A 14,655-nucleotide genomic window follows, 5' to 3' on the forward strand; every position below is an offset into this window, starting at 1 on the left:
CATCGGTTTTGTAAACCGCTGGTCGATGTTTCCCCGGGGAAACATCGCATGACCCGCGCGCGCCGGGAGGCCGTGTCCGAGCAGTTCGAGCTGTTCCTCCCCTATCTTGCCGACTTGCCGCTGCGCGACCAGCGCGAAATGATGGAGCGGCCTTTCTTCAGCCTCGCAAAGTCGAAGCGTGTGAAGCCGATCGACTACCGATCACCGGACGGCAAGCTGTGGGTCCACGTCTCGGCCAATCCCGACTACGGCATGGCGACGATCTGGGACGCGGACATCCTGATCTACTGTGCCTCGATGCTCGCCGACATGGCGCGCCGCGGCGTTAACGACGTGCCGCGCAAGCTCCACCTGATGCCCTACGACCTGCTGCGCGCGATTGGGCGGCAGCCGACGGGTCGCGCCTATGAGCTGCTCGGCCAGGCGCTCGACCGGCTGGTGTCGACCACGGTCAAGACAAATATCCGTGCCGAGAACCGCCGCGAGGCGACGTTCAGCTGGCTCGACGGCTGGACGCAGCTGGTGGACGAGAAGACCGAGCGCTCGCGTGGCATGACAATCGAATTGTCGAACTGGTTCTGGGAAGGCGTGATGATGACCGGCGGCGTGCTGTCGATCGACCGCGCCTATTTCGACATCACCGGCGGGCGCGAGCGCTGGCTGTACAAGGTCGCGCGCAAGCATGCGGGCGGCGCCGGCGAGGCGGGCTTCGCCATCTCGATGCCGACGCTGTTCGAGAAGTCGGGCGCCGAGGGCCAGTATCGCCGCTTCAAGTTCGAGATCGCCAAGATCGCCGAGCGCGACGAACTGCCCGGCTATGCGCTGACGATAGAGCAGCCCGATGGCAAGCGCGAACCCGCGTTGCGGATGCGCCGGCGAAGCGAAGGCGAGACGAAGGCGGCGCCGTCAGCGAAGGCAGCGAAGACTGGCAAGGCACCCTCCCCCGCCCCGAAGCCCGATCCCGCTCTTGAGCCGACGGCCGAGCCCGGCGTCGATGCCGCCGCCCTGATCCGCCGCAGCGTGAAGAGCCTGTCGGGCCGCGCCACCTTCGGCGAGATCACCGACGCGACTCTGGCAACGCTGCGCGCCGAATGCCCCGGCTGGGACTATCAGACACTCCACGCTGACTTCCGCACCTGGATAGAGGCGGACGCAGGCCGGACCCCGGTGAGCTATCAGAACGCCTTCATCGGCTACGTGCGGCGCTTTGATGCTAAGAATCGGCATACGCTGCGGTAGAGAGATCACCTGCGATTCGTGGCCACCGAATAGGACGGCGTCGCCAGCGCGGGGTTCTGTGTCCGAACATCGAGCAGCAACGCGATCCTTTGGCAGACGCGGCACGGAGCTACAACTGGACGACGATTGTTGAAAAGGTCCGGGCAATGCCCGCGCTCGCCAACACTACGCGGCCGGGTAGCACATCCGGCTTCGCGCCGCTGCATCAGGTGGCGCATGGCGGTGGACCGTCATCCGTGGCGATGGCTCTGATCACGCGGGGCGCTTGGCGGAGCCTGCGCGAACTTTCACGCCGTCATCCGTGGCCGCGTCGGCGATCTGGAGGCGAAAAGCGGACTCCGCCTGCTACGACTGGCACCCATGCTAGAGACCTTCGGGGATCGATAGTTCCCGGAGTCCGAAATGTACGGTGGTTTCCGCTACAGCCTGGATTTGCAGGGCGCCGAACCGACCCTGGTGAGCGAGAGCTGTTGCCGCGTCGTGGAGGGATCCGAAGAGCGGCAAGAGGTCGACGTCCATTGCAGCAGACTGGTCCCGCAAAAGCCGCGTTCCACGGGCATCGAGATTATCCGCAAGGACGATGGCGTTCCGGATGTATCGCGTGGCGAGTGACAGATCCTTCCTACGGCCTCGTGGCGCACCGCAGATTCGGACAATTTGAACGTCGCCGGCGCAACGCCATCGCAAACTGATTCAATGAGAGTGCTCATTTTCCACCCGTCCGTCGATCATCGATACTCCGGGAACGCTAATCGACACTCCCGGAACGGCGAGGCGATACATCGGGAACGCGAGCATCGATCCTTCAGGAACGCCGCAACGATACTCCGGGAACGCACCTTCGAAAGCGAATCGTGGAAAGTCGCTGACTTGAGCAGTTACAGCGGCACCCCTAACCTCTTAACCTCTCATTGAACCCTCTAACCCCGCGAAATAATTTTCTTTGAATTTTGGAGATTCAGAAAGGCAGGCTCTAGCGTCGCATTGCGTCCACAGTGCCGTGCGCTAGCGTAAATCGTCAGGACCGGGCAGCGACTTGCTCGATCGATCCAGGCCCCAGTCAGTGCAGTAACGCGGTGACGAAGGACGGATGGGGTAATGTCGGCGTCTGCGACGAACCATGTCCATGCCTCGCTCCTCGTCGATCGCACCGGCACGACCTACCAAGCGGATGCCCGCTATTCAGTTGGTCGCTCGTCAACCCTCTTACCAACTGAAATCTCGAGAGCTTGCTTCAACAACATGACCGGATCGACCCCGATAGCCAATGCCACGGCAACATACTCGTCAACGCCAAGCAGGCGCTCGCCGGTTTCGTACCGCGACACGTAGGCCTGTTGCCAACTTAGCCGCCCAGCGAGATCGACCTGCCGCAGCTTGGCATCACGGCGTGCCTTTGTGAGCAGGTGCACGATGCGACAATGCAGGTCAGACGAAGCAGGAGAACGCATACCAGGCATCTACCATTTGCCTAGTATACGTAAAGCGTATATCACGCGTCTAGCTTTTTGCGAGCGCGATCCGATGGAAGACGACCGAATTGCTGAGAAGTGTGCATCGGCGGACAGGGAAGCTTCCATACCGGTGCTGGATCGCTTCGTCGCTCGCCTGGAGGTCAGCCGGACCTACCCGTGTCCGGTGGTCAGCATCCTAACCTTCTGGGCCGGGCTGATCGCGCTCACCGTCGTCGACAAGGTGACCGGAACGACGCCTGTGGTAGCGAGCCGCCTCTATGCGGTTGCATGGGCGCTGGTAGTAGGCCTGGAACTCAGCCGCGATGTTTGGGTCCAACGTCACCGCTACGCGTCACCTCGCTGGCTACAAGCTTTAGATGCGGCCGTGGGCCACGAGGTGACCGTCCATGCGCTGGCCGCGCTGATCAGGCAGCATGAGCACGAGTTGGATTACGTGGTCACCCGCTCCGATCTGAGATTCGAGGTTCAGGCAGAGCGAGCTCGACGAAGGGAAGCTGCACGGCGAGCGGAAGGATTTCGCCTTGTCGAAGCACCGGTGATCGACGCCGCTCAGGTCGCGCGCGACGAGGAACGACGCCGTCGTGCTCGTGAGCGGCGTGCCGCCAGGCAGGGCAGGGCGCCTGCGTGACCGGCTCTAAGCCGGAAACGGTTGGAGATCTGGTCGGCATTACGATCTCCGGCGGGATCGCGCACTTTCCCGGCCGGGCTGGCGAGCGAGTTCGCCACTTCGCCGATCTCGACCCGACACTGGTCGCCGAGCTGCTCACCGCGGCCGAGGCGAGTGACTTCTTCACCCGCCCGGTTCCGAATGAGACTGCGCCTGTCCGCCCTGACGCGCGCACGTACAGCATACGTCTCGTGCATGCCGACCACTCACGGGTGCTGACCGTCCCGGAGCCGTTCGAAGCACCGGAGCTGGCGCAGCTGATCCGAACCGTGCGCCGCTGCCTATCGGGCAGGGCGAGACACCACGCTTCGCATTTGCTCGGCGCTCCCGACGTGATAGCGTCCGTTCGCCGCCCGGTCAGTCCCGGCGGTGAGGCGTAGCAACCTCAAGACATAGCAGCCGGTCAGCAATTAGGTGTTGGCCGGGTGGCCGTCACGCATGTCCAGGGCTCCGCCTAAAGGTGGCGGCGCCTTGTGCTATGCAGGGTTGCTAACACCCGGCTCACGGGCCGGAGAACGCCTCCAGACGACGGGGAGGCGGTCATGGCAGGGCAGGGTACGTTTCGAGCCGTAGCGGCGCTCACAGCGGCTCTGGCGGGCGTTCCGGCCATGGCGCAGCAATCACTCGGTGTCGCTGACTTTCTCACCACCATCGGCGGCGATACCGACGTGAAGACCAGCGGGTCGCTTCGGACCCGCCCGTCGCCGCAGGTCTTCCCGCTGCTCGACGACGCTGACGAGATCATCGGCTACTCCTTCTTCTCCGAGAAGATTACCACCAACGGCTCGGCGACAGCCGAGCGCGCCCGCGATGCCTTCGCTCAGGAGTGTAGCGCCAAGGGCGGTCGGCTCGAGCCGGAGGAGGGGGACGCAGCACGCACCTTCCGCGATCGCGCGCTCGGCCGCAGGCTGCCGCCCCGGGGCGAGTTCAAGCACTTCTGGTCCGGCATGTCGGCCGTGTGCTCGCGTGGACCGGACCAGGTCCTCGGAGGCTTCGTCGCGATCACATTCGACACGACCGAGGTGGCGACGAAAGGCGACCTGGGCAGCCGGCTAATGAGCCGCGTGTCGATGGTCCCGACCCGCACCGCCGTCTATGCCTGCCGCCCCGACCAGATCCGCTCTGCGGCATGGTTCCAACGCACCCAGGACAGCTACGTCGCCGACCGAGAGGCCGAGCAGAACCGGCACGAAGCCTTCCGACGCGACCTCGCGATCGGAACCGTCACCAACTGCGGCACGGTAGTCCAGATCCGCGGTCCCATGGTCGAGATCGCGGTGCCCCCGACCACGCTAACGCCCAACGGCCAATCCACCTTCTGGTCCCGGCGTGATGCGCTGGCGCCGACCTTCTCGACGCCGTGCACCTACGGACTCTGAGGAGCCGATCTGCCCGATTTGCATAAACTGGAAACCGTGAACGGAGACCCGCCATGACCATCGACCTGAGCGACTTCAAACTAACGCCTTTGCCCTCCCGTGAGACCCCGCCCTATGCGTCGGCCGACCCTTCGACGGACCTGCGGTTGCTCCTCGCCGGCACCGACTGGAGCGAGCCAGGACACGGCGGTTACCCGACCCGCACCGAGGCGGGAGATTGGATGATCCGGGTCATGTTGGACCTGCCTTACCCCATGCTTGCCAGCCTTGAAGCGCAGGCCGGCTCGCATGACGTCGGCGAGCTGATCCGGGCCGCTCTCGTGACCGCTGGACATGGCTCGCGGACGGAAATTGTAGGTATCAGGTCCGACCGCTACGCGACCCGCGACGAGCAGCGTGAGCGGCTCGGGATCCCCTCAGGAATAAGCGGCACGCGAGAGGGCGAATGACCGATCGATCCGGGCACGAACGGCTACGCTACCAGGCGGTTCTGAAGCCGCTCGAATGGGAGCAGCGGATGCGCGTCGACTACCGTGATGACGTACTTCGGATCGTGGCTGTCCTGGCTGCCGACGGCATCGCCATCAGTGAGGATGTCGCGTTCATGGCGTGGCACCGGTTCTCGGAAGAGGACCGCTGCGCCGGCTGGTACGGCCCCGGCACCGACGACCAGATCCGACGCAACCTGATGCCGCATCTCGAGCTCAGACCGATTGCGGAACAGGATGGCTCTGGCAATGTCCATCGGCCCGTCGTTAACCCGGATCACGCCCGCCGATGAGCGACGTCGAACACCACGATGTCAGGACGGCATTGGCGCTGATGCGCCTGGCGTTGGCGTTGCTCGACCGGGCTGGATGCACCCTTGTTGCAGCTCGCCTTCAGCATGCGTTCGACACGGTTTGGAACGATCCGGGGGCCGCCGCAATGCCGCGCCATCCTGACGCTCCGAGCGGTGCTGAACACGACCGGCACAAGCATCAGCGCCCGACCGACAACGGGGAGGGAACCGACCCATGACGGACGTCATCACGCTTGGGATTTCGGGATGGTTCACCCCGCATGGAACCCTCTACCATGAGGAGGGTCGCACGCTCGATGAGATCGCTCCGGAGGACTGGTCCAACCTCCTCGCCCATGCCGACGCGATCGACTTCTTCACGCGACCCGATCCGGCCTGGCCGGCACTGGAAGCCCGCATCTTCCATCTCACGATCACCGACGGCGAGCGGTCGCGCGAGCTGGCGGTAAACGACCCGTTCGAGGCGCCGGAACTGGCCTTCCTCATACGGCTGACGCGCCGTGCCATGCGGGACCGGCTGGTGCTGACGCCTGAAACGCTGAGCGAGGAGGCGCTCGAAGCCTTACGGGCAAGCCTGCGTCAGGCGGGGCAAGACTGAGTCGGCTGGCCGGCTCATGCGCCGGCCCGTGTGCTCCGCCGGAATCCGGGGATGCGCCCGAAAGAACCACATCATCTACGGCGGCCAGCTTACTGAGCAGTAAGGGTAGGGGCACACCCGATGCACCCTGACGGGGTGCGAAAAAGGGCAGATTCGCGTCGTTGAGCGGCATGGTCCGACGCAGATGCTGTGCTCGGACCGTCTGGTCCATGGTGGTCCACAGAGCATCTAGAGCACGGATTTGCAGCGTTTCTTCTGGCGCTGCTCTGCACTTCCTCCTTGCGCGCCCGTTATGCGCAATGCACACTCCCTTCCGGGGTAGAAGGGGGTCCGCATGGCGCGCGTACCGATCACGGTGTACCTGCAACCCGACCAGCTTGCCGGCATCGAGCGCCGCGCGGGCCAGGTCGGCAAGACGCGCAGCGCCTGGGTGGCGGACACGCTGGTGCGCTCACTCGAGGACGAGCTGCTGCCGCTCGACGAGATCCTGCTCGACCAGCTCACCAAGGTTCGTGCCGGCCTGGAAGTCGTCGCGGAAGTGCAGGTCGGGCGTGGCCCGGAGAGCAAGAAGGGGCTGGCTGAGATGCGGCAGCGCCGGACCGACCTGGCAACCCGGATGCTGGCCGAAGCGCGCGGGATGCTGCGGCGATGACCGATGCCGGCCGCAGGCGGATCGACGTCTCCAGTAAGGTCCACAGCCGCCTGGATGCCGAATCCAAACGGCGCAATATTCCCATCCGTGATCTCGTCGAACAGGCGGTCACCACCATGTTCGACAGGGAGGCACAAGCAGCCCTGTCGGTGCGTCAGCAACGTGAGCGCCGCCATGCCGATCGCATGGAGGAACAGACCGCTCAAATCGGCGAGATCACGCGCCGCGTCTCGGCCCTGATCGCCCAGCAAACGAAGGATCTGCCCGGCGCGTTGAACGCAGGCTTCGACGCGATCAAGACGACCATCAAGGAGACGGGCGGGACCGGACATCTCCGCGACATGATCGCCAAGTTCCAGGCCGAATTTACGACCATCTTCAAGGAAGCGCAGGGCGCTCTGGCCGCCTCGGTTCTCAATGTCACCAAAGCCGTCGAGGAGCAGGCGAAGAGCCTCGGGAAGCAGCTCGATCGCATCGAGAAGCGTCAGTCGGGTACGCGTACAAAGCTTGGCGCAGGTGCCGCCCTTGGCATCGCCGGACTTGTTCTGATCTGCCTACTTTTCGCGAATACGGCGCCGACGCGCTGGCTTTCCATCCGCCTTCTGGGTGAGAGTGACTCGGCATCTGCGGCATGGAGCCTGGCAGGCGATGGGCGCACGAAAGGCGAGCTGATGGCGGAGACCAAAGGCCTTCTCGGCGATGATACATACCGGGTCCGGTACGCCGAATGCGTGGACCACGCGAAGCGCATGAAGAAGCCGTTTCCGTGCCGGCTCACCTTTCCGCCTCTGCTCGGCACGACGCCGTGACCGTCCGGCCCAACTCGATCGCCGGCGGCGGTGATGCCGCCGGCTATTATGCGGCCGACAACTACTACACCGGGGAGCAGGAAGGGCCTTCCGAGTGGGGCGGGGGAGGGGCCGAGGAACTCGGTCTGTCCGGCACCGTGAATGCCGGAAAATTCGCCGAGGTGCTGGACGGCAAACTGCCCAACGGGGCCGTTATTGCGAGAGGGGGCAATGGCGAGCGGGCGCCGGGGTTCGAGCTGACGTTCAGCGCGCCGAAGTCGGTATCGCTGGTCGCCATGATCGGCCGCGATGAGCGGGTCATGCCAGCGTTTGCGGAAGCGATCCGGAGCACCATGGCGTGGGCCGAGGAGCGGTTCGGGGAGGTGCGGTGGGGCAAGGCCGGCGCGGTGATCGAACCCGGTCGCTTGGTGTACGCGATCTTCTACCATGACCTTAGCCGGAAGCTCGACCCGCAGGCCCACGCTCATGTCGTCGTGGCGAATGCCGCACAGCGGGGTGACGGTCGCTGGGTCGCCCTCCACAATTCGGCGCTGTGGAAGCATTCGAGCACGATCGGCGCCGCCTTCCATGCCGACTTCCGTGCCCGGTTGGAGCAGCTCGGCTATCGGATCGAGATCACCGGCAAGCACGGTCAGTTCGAGATCAGCGGTATCCCGCGTGCCGCCATCGATGCGTTCAGCGCACGGCGCGAACAGATCCTTAGCCGGGCGGCTGAGCTTGGGGCTTCCGGCCCGAAGGCGATGGAGACGATCGCGGTCAGTACTCGCGACGCCAAACAGGCGGGCGATGCCACGGTTGCCCGCGTCATGTGGGCCGAGAAGGCCGAGGTCCATGGTGCTGCCATCTCCGCCGTCGTGGACGCCGCGCGCGGAATCGAGCGGCCGCGGTCCGTACTCGATGCCGTGCGTGCCTGGGGGGCCGCCTTGCTTGAGCGGATCACGCATGCCTTCGGACCACGACCCGAGCCGCTGCTTCACGGCACGGATGCGGTGCGCCGGAGCGCCGAGCTGGCGAGCGGCTATGCGGTCGCGGCCGGTGTTCGGCACCTCGGCGAACGCGAAGCGAGCTTCACCTACGCGAACCTGCTGAAAAGCAGCCTCGATATGGCGGAGAAGGGCGCGACGGTGCGCGGTATCGAGGAGCGCATCGAGCGGCTGCGGGAGGCAGGTGTGCTCATCGCCGGTCCGCGCGGCAGCCTGCACGCAGACCGGCTCACGACCCGCGATATGCTGGCGACGGAAAAGGCGCTGGTTGCGGCCGCGCATGGCGGGGTGGGGCAGGGGACACCCATCCTCGAGGCCGCTTCGGTCGACACCGCACTCGACCGCGCGGCCAGTCGGCGCGAGGTCACGCTGTCCGGCGAACAGCGTGTCGCGGTACACGCCATGCTGTCCGGCACCAACCGCATCCAGGTCGTCCAAGGCGATGCCGGTACCGGCAAGTCGTTCCTCTTCGAACTCGTACGGGAGGTTGGCGCGGAAGTAGGGGCGGGGATGCTGGTGCTGGTCCCGCAGAACAAGTTGATGGATGACCTGACCGGACGGGGGCTGGAGGTGCGCTCGCTCGCATCCGTGCTGAAGGAGCATGCTAGCCGGGTCGGCCCGGCCAAGCCGAACGAGCAGCTGTCGGCGCTGATGAAGGGCAAGGTCGTGGTGCTGGAGGAGGCCTCGATGGTGTCCTCGCGTCAGCTTGCCGGGTTGTTCGAGGTCGCCCGGAACGGCGAGGCCGCCAAGCTGGTGCTGGTCGGTGACGTGAAGCAGATACCCGCCGTAGAGGCCGGGCGGCCGTTCGCGCTGCTGCAGGAGGCGGAGGCTCCGACGGTGCGGCTGACCGAGAACCGGCGCCAACAGACCGATGTGCTCCGTGAGGCCGCCTCCCTGGCACGCGAGGGCAGGGTCGCTGCTGCTTTCGAACGGCTCGGGAACAAGGTCCAGGAGAACGCTCATCCCGCAGGAGCGGCCGTTGTAGAATATCTGCAGCTTTCGCCCGAAGAACGCGACCGCACCGCCTTGCTCACTTCGGGGCACGTGCTGCGCGAAGCCGTGCTGGAGACGGTTCGGGCCGAGCTGCTGGCTAGAGGAAAGCTGGGCGCGGACGCCCTGAGCCTGCGCAGCTGGGACACGCTGAACCTGACCCGCGAGGAGCTGCGCCAGATCCGGCATTGGGCGGAGGGGATGCGGCTCGACATCTACCGCCACCAGTCAGGGCTTGTGCCGGGATCCTACGAGGTTGGCTTGATCGATCGGGCGAGCGGCATGCTCGAGCTCGCCCGTGACGGTCAAACCAGGCTCTTCGATCCCAAAAGCCTCCGATCGGGAGGGGAGGGGGCCGCGCTCTCCGTTCCCGGAGAGATCGAAGTTCGCGAAGGTGACCGCTTGGTCTTCACGGCCAGCGACCTGAAGCGCGGGATGGCGAACGGTGCTGCGATGACGCTCACCGCGATCGATGGCGACACGCTCCACCTGTCCGGCCGTGACCGGGATCATGTGATCGGGCCCGACGATCCGATGCGCGAGCGGCTTGGCCATGGCGCTGTCATCAACATGCACCGTGCGCAAGGGATGACGGTCGATCGCGCGATCACGGTGATGGACAGCCGCGACAGGCTGCTGAACAGCGAGAGCCTCTACTACGTGCTCCAGACCCGCGCGCGCGAGGACGTGTCGCTGCACACCGACGACAAGAAAGCGCTCGCCAACGCGATCAAGTCACATCGCGGTGACGTTCCGCACGCGAGCGATGTGGCACCCGAGCTCTCGTTGTCCGGTAGGGAGCGATTCGATCCGGCCACGGGCGAGCTGCCCCGACTAGACGATCCTGGCGCGAGCGATCGCCGCCAACTGGAGGCGATGAGTGCCGCCCTCCGATCCATCGGCAGCGAGCCTGCCAAGCCGGTGGCGGAGGCTGTTCGGCAGTCGCCGGTTCCGGTCAGAGAGCTGGTGAAGGAGCCGGAAATCGAGATCGACCACGATTACGACTTCGACATGTGAGACATCGCGTTGCGATTACGGGTGGGCGGATCAGCTTCGTTCCTGCTCATATGATCTGGGTTTGCCGGCCGTCGAAGCGGACATCGTAGCGGCCAAGGATGGCGGAGATCGGACGACCTTAGCGAGGCAAGCAGGTAATCCAGATGCTGCAGGACATGGCCAACGAACCGGACTTCGGGGTGGTCGCCGACCGGGGCGAGGGCATCGGCGCCGTGCAGCCCATGAAAATGGGGCAGGGCGGGCCGCGGTACCGCGACGCCGTCGACCTCGCGATCGAGCTGACCGCCAAGTCTGCCGCCTTCCGCAGCAGTCTGCCGCCCGCACTCCGGGCTGGGCTCGCCGGTCTCGTCCGAACGGTGACCTGCTACTACAGCAACCTGATCGAGGGGCATGATACCCACCCCGTCGACATCGAGCGGGCGCTGAAGAACGACTTCAGCGCTGACCCGGCCAAGCGGGACCTGCAGCTCGAGGCGACCGCCCATTTCGCGGTCCAGGGCTGGATCGACGGGGGAGGGCTGGCGGGCCGGGCGACGAGCGTGGAGGGCCTGCAAGAGGTTCACCGACGCTTCTGCGAGCATCTGCCCGAGTCGATGCTCTGGATTGAGCCGGTCGAGGGCGGCGAGCGCGTTCTGGTCGAGCCCGGTGCCCTGCGGACCCGCGATCTCCGGGTCGGGCAGCACATTGCGATCAGCCCCGGGGCGGTGCCGCGCTTTCTCGAGCACTTCGCCTGGGCGTATCAGAAGCGCGGCGCGACGGACGCCATCGTATCTCTCGCGGCCGCGCATCACCGGTTCGCCTGGATTCACCCTTTTCTCGACGGCAACGGGCGGGTCGCCCGCCTCATGTCGCACGCCATGCTGCTCGACGCGCTCGACACGGGCGGCGTGTGGTCCATCGCGCGCGGCCTCGGCCGCAACGTGCAGGCCTATAAGCGGCACCTTGCCGCCTGCGACCTACCCCGCCGCAACGACCTTGATGGGCGGGGCTCGCTAAGCGAGGAGGAGCTGGCGAGCTTCACGACCTTCTTCTTGAAGACCTGCATCGACCAAGTCGACTTCATGGCCGGCTTGGTCGAGCCCGACCAGCTGCGCAGTCGCATCCGGCGCTGGGCGGCCGAAGAGACGGACGGGGGAAGGCTGCCGGCCAAGGCCATCCAGGTAATTGACGCAGCGCTGTACCGAGGCGAGCTCCCGCGCGGCGAGGTAGAGAGTATCGTCGGCACTGGCGAACGCCAAGCGCGCCGGGTTACCTCCGCGCTGACGAGTCTCGGCGTGCTGACGGCCGACAGTTCCCGGGCGCCCCTGCAGATCGCCTTTCCTGCCACGCTGGCGGGGCGCTGGATGCCGGGACTGTTCCCAGAAGCGCGTAGCGGCTTGCGTCAGCCGCTGGAATCATCAGCGGTGCGACACGGGGCGGCCAATGGTAAGGTGTCGTGACCGCGATGATGCGGATCAACTCGACGGAGGCAACCTTCCCGTTCTTCAGCCGCAACGACTTCCAGGGTCAGCCCAGCAGCCGTGTTTACCGACCCTACAAGGCATTCGAGATCATCCTCGACCGTGTTCTCGGCGAACGGGTGAGAGCGGATGGCGCGTGCGCTGTCGACCTCTGGTGTGCGCTCGCCAACATTCGTTGGTCCGGTCCAGATGGCATGGACGTCTCCTACGGCTTCAGGCGGGCCGGCGAGGTGGTGTCCTGGGTGCGCGAGGAGGGAGACTATCTCACCTGGTATTGCAGCGGCGAGCCAGGGCACGTTGCCACTTGGATCGACAGAGCGCTCGCGGTAGCGGGATGGTCGTGGAGGCGGTTGGAACCGGACGCCGCGGACACCGGCGAGAGGGCCGACGACAGTTAGCGCTTGGCGTAGAGTTCGGGCTGCCGCTCCACGACAGAACGGCGGACCGCGCGCAGCCGAATGGCTTCCGGTCGAGCGAAAACGGGTACTGATTGCGTGTAGGCCGATCAGGAGTGTGGACGCCCACAAGTAGATAGTTTGGAAATGCCAATCGTGACACTTTGCCCAGCGGCAAAGTGTCGCAGCCGACAGAAACGCCGCCGGCCGAACCGGAAGGGATTCACACGATTCCCGTTTCGTGCTTCTCCTGTTCCCATGATTCAAGGTGACTTGTTCTCCGCATCCCCGGTGGCCCCGCCGAGGATTTCGTCCCAGACGCCTTAGCCGAGGGTCTGCCGTCGATCATCGATGTTATCGCGCAGGTGTCGACCCGGCCGCGCTACGCCTTCATGGTCTTGAACCTGATCGCGCGCGCGGCAGGGCAGGGGGGCAAGGCAGGACCCTACGTCCTCCGGCAGGGGCAGGCCGTTCGGCTGCGCGACTGGTTGTGCGACTCCCTCGCTCCCATGGCAGCCCGCGATCATAAGCGGGCAGCGCTGGCCGAGCAGGTGAGGGTGGAACTGGCAGGGCAGGAGCAGCTGCCAGGAGACCCTGACGCAGCGTCACGACTAGTGGAGCAAGTGGTGCTGGAGCGGGTGCGCCGCTCCGGCCGGTGTAATGTCAGCCGGGCGGTGTCCGAGCTGGTCCGGGCAGGGCTGGTCCGGCGCCACTATGAGGGCTGGCGAGTAGATCACCACAATCGAGGCGCCCGGCGCGAAGCGGTGTACACGTTATTGCCCGATACGATGCGCGCACTAGGCAAGGCGTAGAGCTAAATCCGCGCTGGTCATGACAACCCTCAGTCTGCTGGATCAGGGTCGCATGGCAATATGACGCTCTTGAGCTTGCCCGTGAGCTAGGCTTACTGTCGCGAGACCCGCCGGCAGGAATTGCTTGCCAGTCCAGAAGCCGCTCGAGTGTACGCTCTCGGCGGCTCCTGCTTATGATTTAAGAAGCGCTGTGATCTCAGCCATCCAGCGCGGCGAGATCAGGCTGTTACGGATCAGCTCGGTGGCGCTGGACGGGATCAGCGGGGGAGTCGTGCGCGATCCGAGAAACAGGGCGGTGCTTGACCTTGGTGACGAGCGGTCTGACCGTCGGCGAAGTCAGCCTGCCGATCACCTAAGCAAGTCCAAGCGAGGTGCTCCGACCCTTTGCCGATGCAATCAGCTTCGACGTCGCGACGGGAACGATCGCGCTAGTCGGGCCGGTGCCATGGACGCCGCTTGCGCGGCGAGACGGGGAGGCGCATATTACTGTCATGGCGACCCGGTCCGATACGATTACCACCAAGGGGAGCAAGCCAGGCGTGCTCGGGCGCAGCGCAGCGACGGGCCGTTACGTTCTGGCGCCGGTGGCAACCAAGAAGGCGACCGTCTCCGACCAGCGTATCGCCGCGGCAGTGAAGAGCGTTCTGGCCAAGAAGAAGTAGTTTGCCGGTCGTTCAGACGTCGACGGATGACGTCTTCATCAATTGCCCCTTCGACGATGCGTTCGCGCCGACGTTCCGCGCACTGATCTTCGCCATTCTCGTCTGCGGCTTTCGCCCGCGCTCGGCGCGCGAACTGGATGACGGTGGCCAGACTCGGATTGACAAGATCTTCGCTCTGATCGAGCAGTGCCGCTACGGCATTCATGACCTGTCACGCACCGAGCTGGACGCGGTCAACAACCTGCCGCGCTTCAACATGCCGCTCGAACTCGGGCTGTTCCTTGGCGCCAAGCGCTACGGTGGCCAACATCAGAAGGTAAAGCGTATCCTGATCCTCGACGTGGAGCAGTTCCGCTACCAGCGTTTCATCTCCGATCTGGCTGGCATGGACATCCACGAGCATGGGGGCGACCCGACTCGAGCACTTCGCGAGGCGCGTGATTGGCTCGCCAACGTGTCGCGTCGCGAGCTGCCGAGCGCCGACCGCGTGCAGCGCGTCTATAAGGCGTTTCTGGCCGACTTGCCCGATCTGGCGGCCGTGCTAGAGTTTCACCCAGATCGGATCCCGTATGTCGATTTCGAGCGGGTCGTCGGGCGATGGCTGATCGAAGCGCCGGCCGCGATTGGGGCAGCTTGAGGCGCCGCTGAGCCGTTACGCTCTGTTCCCGCTGATTAGAAAAGACACATTCTGCCCCAAATAGAAATGACACACGGC

Annotated in this window: 17 protein-coding genes; 16 read left to right on the forward strand and 1 reads right to left on the reverse strand. The window is 65.2% G+C overall.

All coding sequences use genetic code 11. From position 1 onward, the window contains the following. Positions 1-48: 48 nt before the first annotated feature. Positions 49-1,239 (forward strand): replication initiator protein A, encoded by a 1,191-nt coding sequence (locus Q0579_RS13675; protein WP_017980698.1) that lies wholly within the window; start codon positions 49-51, stop codon positions 1,237-1,239. 402 nt (positions 1,240-1,641) lie between these two features. Further along, entirely contained in the window at positions 1,642-1,851 is a 210-nt protein-coding gene (locus Q0579_RS13680; protein ID WP_063690300.1) for a hypothetical protein, read from the forward strand. 566 nt (positions 1,852-2,417) lie between these two features. Here the strand turns inward: Q0579_RS13680 and Q0579_RS13685 are convergent. Next, the gene (locus Q0579_RS13685) at positions 2,418-2,699 is read right to left on the reverse strand and encodes a helix-turn-helix transcriptional regulator (protein ID WP_066652225.1); all 282 of its coding nucleotides are present in this window, start codon (positions 2,697-2,699) and stop codon (positions 2,418-2,420) included. Between the two features lie 64 nt (positions 2,700-2,763). Between Q0579_RS13685 and Q0579_RS13690 the strand changes: the two genes are divergently transcribed. The 14 genes from Q0579_RS13690 to Q0579_RS13755 all read left to right on the forward strand — a co-directional run bounded on the left by Q0579_RS13690 (position 2,764) and on the right by Q0579_RS13755 (position 14,577). Next, positions 2,764-3,342: a hypothetical protein gene (locus Q0579_RS13690; protein ID WP_298281599.1), complete on the forward strand. Its 579-nt coding sequence runs from the start codon at positions 2,764-2,766 to the stop codon at positions 3,340-3,342. Next, on the forward strand, positions 3,339-3,761 hold the full coding sequence (locus Q0579_RS13695) for a protealysin inhibitor emfourin (RefSeq protein ID WP_298813326.1): 423 nt from the start codon (positions 3,339-3,341) through the stop codon (positions 3,759-3,761). Before Q0579_RS13690 ends, Q0579_RS13695 begins: the two co-directional genes overlap by 4 nt. Before the next feature lie 162 nt (positions 3,762-3,923). Continuing rightward, positions 3,924-4,760 carry a hypothetical protein gene (locus Q0579_RS13700; protein WP_066652221.1) on the forward strand — a complete coding sequence of 279 codons (837 nt, stop codon included), beginning with the start codon at positions 3,924-3,926 and terminating at the stop codon, positions 4,758-4,760. Between the two features lie 53 nt (positions 4,761-4,813). Continuing rightward, complete coding sequence (locus Q0579_RS13705) at positions 4,814-5,209, forward strand: hypothetical protein (RefSeq protein ID WP_017980692.1); 396 nt, start codon at positions 4,814-4,816, stop codon at positions 5,207-5,209. Beyond that, positions 5,206-5,541: a hypothetical protein gene (locus tag Q0579_RS13710; protein ID WP_017980691.1), complete on the forward strand. Its 336-nt coding sequence runs from the start codon at positions 5,206-5,208 to the stop codon at positions 5,539-5,541. Before Q0579_RS13705 ends, Q0579_RS13710 begins: the two co-directional genes overlap by 4 nt. Then, the gene (locus Q0579_RS13715) at positions 5,538-5,780 is read left to right on the forward strand and encodes a hypothetical protein (protein ID WP_066652219.1); all 243 of its coding nucleotides are present in this window, start codon (positions 5,538-5,540) and stop codon (positions 5,778-5,780) included. The genes Q0579_RS13710 and Q0579_RS13715 overlap by 4 nt, the downstream gene beginning before the upstream one ends. Next, positions 5,777-6,160: a hypothetical protein gene (locus tag Q0579_RS13720; RefSeq protein WP_066486878.1), complete on the forward strand. Its 384-nt coding sequence runs from the start codon at positions 5,777-5,779 to the stop codon at positions 6,158-6,160. The genes Q0579_RS13715 and Q0579_RS13720 overlap by 4 nt, the downstream gene beginning before the upstream one ends. 334 nt (positions 6,161-6,494) lie before the next feature. After that, positions 6,495-6,812: a hypothetical protein gene (locus Q0579_RS13725; RefSeq protein WP_017980688.1), complete on the forward strand. Its 318-nt coding sequence runs from the start codon at positions 6,495-6,497 to the stop codon at positions 6,810-6,812. Continuing rightward, complete coding sequence (locus Q0579_RS13730; RefSeq protein WP_298813343.1) at positions 6,809-7,621, forward strand: hypothetical protein; 813 nt, start codon at positions 6,809-6,811, stop codon at positions 7,619-7,621. Before Q0579_RS13725 ends, Q0579_RS13730 begins: the two co-directional genes overlap by 4 nt. Continuing rightward, positions 7,618-10,611, forward strand: coding sequence for a MobF family relaxase (gene mobF, locus Q0579_RS13735; protein WP_298813345.1), 2,994 nt, complete (start codon positions 7,618-7,620; stop codon positions 10,609-10,611). Before Q0579_RS13730 ends, mobF begins: the two co-directional genes overlap by 4 nt. Positions 10,612-10,754: 143 nt before the next feature. Then, a complete protein-coding gene (locus Q0579_RS13740; RefSeq protein WP_298813348.1) occupies positions 10,755-12,050 on the forward strand; it encodes a Fic family protein in 1,296 nt (431 codons plus the stop codon). After that, on the forward strand, positions 12,047-12,469 hold the full coding sequence (locus Q0579_RS13745) for a hypothetical protein (RefSeq protein ID WP_020486653.1): 423 nt from the start codon (positions 12,047-12,049) through the stop codon (positions 12,467-12,469). Before Q0579_RS13740 ends, Q0579_RS13745 begins: the two co-directional genes overlap by 4 nt. Before the next feature lie 1,300 nt (positions 12,470-13,769). Then, the gene (locus Q0579_RS13750) at positions 13,770-13,940 is read left to right on the forward strand and encodes a hypothetical protein (RefSeq protein ID WP_225883565.1); all 171 of its coding nucleotides are present in this window, start codon (positions 13,770-13,772) and stop codon (positions 13,938-13,940) included. A gap of 1 nt (position 13,941) precedes the next feature. After that, positions 13,942-14,577: a hypothetical protein gene (locus tag Q0579_RS13755; protein WP_066490197.1), complete on the forward strand. Its 636-nt coding sequence runs from the start codon at positions 13,942-13,944 to the stop codon at positions 14,575-14,577. The last annotated feature ends 78 nt before the right edge of the window (positions 14,578-14,655 follow it).

The organism is uncultured Sphingomonas sp. (assembly GCF_936927845.1).
Classification (GTDB): Bacteria; Pseudomonadota; Alphaproteobacteria; order Sphingomonadales; family Sphingomonadaceae; genus Sphingomonas.